Origin of the sequence: Paenibacillus phytorum (genome assembly GCF_013141715.1) — a bacterium.
In the GTDB taxonomy this organism is placed as follows: Bacteria; Bacillota; Bacilli; order Paenibacillales; family NBRC-103111; genus Paenibacillus_E; species Paenibacillus_E phytorum.
Window position 1 is genome coordinate 1 of the sequence record NZ_WHOA01000036.1, and the last position, 2,666, is coordinate 2,666.

A 2,666-nucleotide genomic window follows, 5' to 3' on the forward strand; every position below is an offset into this window, starting at 1 on the left:
AATTCCCTACGGTTTCATTTACTTTTAGTCAGTCGCTACTTTTCCATTGTTATCCTCATTGTCTTCATTTTTATGCGATTCATCTAGTATGTAACCATGACGTTCATGAGCAGAAAGATCTTCATAGATAGTAATAGGATTTCCATCAGTTTCTTTTTCAATTTTGTCATTAGGCATTAAACTCATCTCCTTTTGGTTAATACAAAGCTTATCATTTACATCAATTAGGATATTTATTCCATTTGTGGAAATCGTAATGATACTGGAGAGTTATAGCCAATGCCTTAGAACAAGTTTTACGACTTAAAGAAGATGGATATATTGGTACCCCCCCTGTTAAATTGTCAAGCACTGATTTCAGTTTTGAGTCTAAAATTATGATTTATTTTCAAGAAAGAGAGATAATAACAGGTGAGGAAGTTAAAGATTTTTCACTGACCTGCTAAATTTCAGTTGATGATAGTTCCCAACTTTCTTTACATGGGAATTTTTGATGGTTCCAGACTTTGTATTTTTCGTGTTTATCACGTGTCGAGGCAAACCCAGTAAAATCAACAAATTTAGTTCAGAGATTTTTATCACCCAACAGCTTTACGGCTACAATGTTCCTAAGGAAAAGATTTTCCTTTTTCACGCTCGTGTGGACGGTCCTCCCGAGAACGAAGTCTTCTTTGATTGGCCAGAAACAGATGGCGAGATGAAATAAGGTTGTTTAATCTGAAATAAAGTTATTTAACGTGAAATAGAGTGGTTTAATGAAATTTACAGTTGTAAACAAATGTGATTAGGATAAAAGCAGGGATATGAGGATAAGGGCAAAGACTGACGCGTCATGAAGGCAAGAAAAGGTTATTACCAGAGAAAGCTATAGCAAAACATTTGGGTTAAGTCACTCCTATATCAGCTTACTGGAAAAGGATTTGGAAGTTATGTATCGGGTTGAGTTATTGTGATATGGAGTTTTATATGTTTCAAGTTCGTTATTATTAATTTCCAGTAGGACTTAATGGGTAATCTCAACGTCGACAAAATAGGCAAGAAAGCATGTCATAACGAAAAACGCTAGCACAACAATAAGCAATAAAGATTAAACCCTCCCAATTCTAGCAAAGCTAGAGATAACTTATACTTGGGAGGGTTTTATTATGACATTGAAGGATTTATGGATGCTATATGAAGCTGACAAACGTATTCTGGGATTCAGCACGCATACAATGAAAGCATACTTTCTTCAACTAAAGATGTTGGTTCGTGAACTGGGTGATCTGGAGATTGAAGAAATTTCTTTAAACTTGCTAAAAGACTACTTCGCAAGGGTATCAGAGCGGTTAAAGCCTAGCAGCTTGGGCCATCGGATTCGATTTGTACGCTCCCTTTTTCGCTTTGCATTTGAAGAAGGACATATCACACGCAATCCTTCTCTCAAGCTGAGAGAGCCAAAGATGGACAAACGTATTCCAAAATTTCTAATTGAGGAGGATGTTATTCATCTTAAGATTACCTGTCGATCCCATCGTGAGCATGCTCTGTTGGAATTTCTATACTGCACGGGCTGCCGCGTTGGAGAAGTGCAGAAAATAAATATTGAAGACGTGAACTGGGAGAACTGTTCTGCAATTGTGAATGGTAAGGGTTCTAAACAAAGAGAGGTTTATTTTACTACCGAGTGTAAGGTTTGGTTAAAAAGATACCTAGAGAGCCGTGAAGATACCTGTAAAGCATTGTTTGTTACCGAAACGAATCCGACCCGTCGATTGACGATTCCAACAATACGTTGGTCTTTAAAAAAGCTAGCACAACGCGGGAAAATTAGTACCAATGTATACCCTCATCGATTTCGTCACACCTATGCCTGTCAATTGCTAGATAACGGTGCGCCGCTAGAATTTATTCAGGGTATGCTTGGGCATGAAAAAGCATCTACTACACAGATTTATGCGCAGCTGCGCGGAGAGCGTAGAAGAGAATTATATCGCCGATATTTTTAGAAAATTTCATTTGTTACTTCTCAAGTAATGGGCAGTTTAGCTCCAATATGTGTTAATACTAAGTTGGCTGTAAGGCTAATAAATTAATAAGGGTAGTGCTATAATTGTTGGTGGCAATTATCATCATGATAAAAATCGTTTTAGGAGAATTAATTGACTTATAACCAATAAAATGGGGGAACAACAATGAAAATTGATCCAAACAAGTTTGAGTTTGGAATCGAAAAAGAATATGCAATAGTTTATAAAGAACGTGACTTCATAAGTTACTTATTAGCATCACAACAGATCGTAAATAAAATAAAGTCTATGTCGGATATTCATGAAAATCTAGCAAGAAAAGTGGGGTATCTGTTTGCCAAAGGTTGGGAAATACATCCTGAATATACCAATGCCTTAATAGAAGTCGCATCTCCTCCTTACACCTTGGATAGTTTTGATGAAATAATAGAAGGTTTTCAAGTCTTTGAAGAAGTTGTACGTTATTTGTTAATTGACTTCAAAGATAAAAACAGAAATCTAAAAGGAGAGATTTTATTTACAGATAAATTTAGTTCTTCGACAGATACATTCATTAACTTGAAAAATGAAAAAATCACTGATATTAAACAAATTATACTTACGAATGAAGTTGTTACTTTTCTAGGAAGTAAAAATCTAATTCCCAATTCCTTTAAG

3 protein-coding genes are annotated in these 2,666 nt (G+C 35.7%); 2 read left to right on the forward strand and 1 reads right to left on the reverse strand.

What is annotated here, in order from left to right:
* Window positions 1-24: 24 nt before the first annotated feature.
* Window positions 25-177, reverse strand: coding sequence for a hypothetical protein (locus GC098_RS05820; RefSeq protein ID WP_156411073.1), 153 nt, complete (start codon window positions 175-177; stop codon window positions 25-27).
* A gap of 968 nt (window positions 178-1,145) precedes the next feature.
* On the opposite strand from GC098_RS05820, the gene GC098_RS05825 reads away from it, so the two are divergent.
* Both GC098_RS05825 and GC098_RS05830 read left to right on the forward strand, forming a co-directional pair.
* Complete coding sequence (locus GC098_RS05825) at window positions 1,146-1,988, forward strand: tyrosine-type recombinase/integrase (protein WP_171641835.1); 843 nt, start codon at window positions 1,146-1,148, stop codon at window positions 1,986-1,988.
* A 186-nt stretch (window positions 1,989-2,174) separates the two neighbouring features.
* Window positions 2,175-2,666, forward strand: a 492-nt coding sequence (locus tag GC098_RS05830; protein ID WP_171641837.1) for a hypothetical protein, incomplete at its 3' end; no start/stop codon positions are given.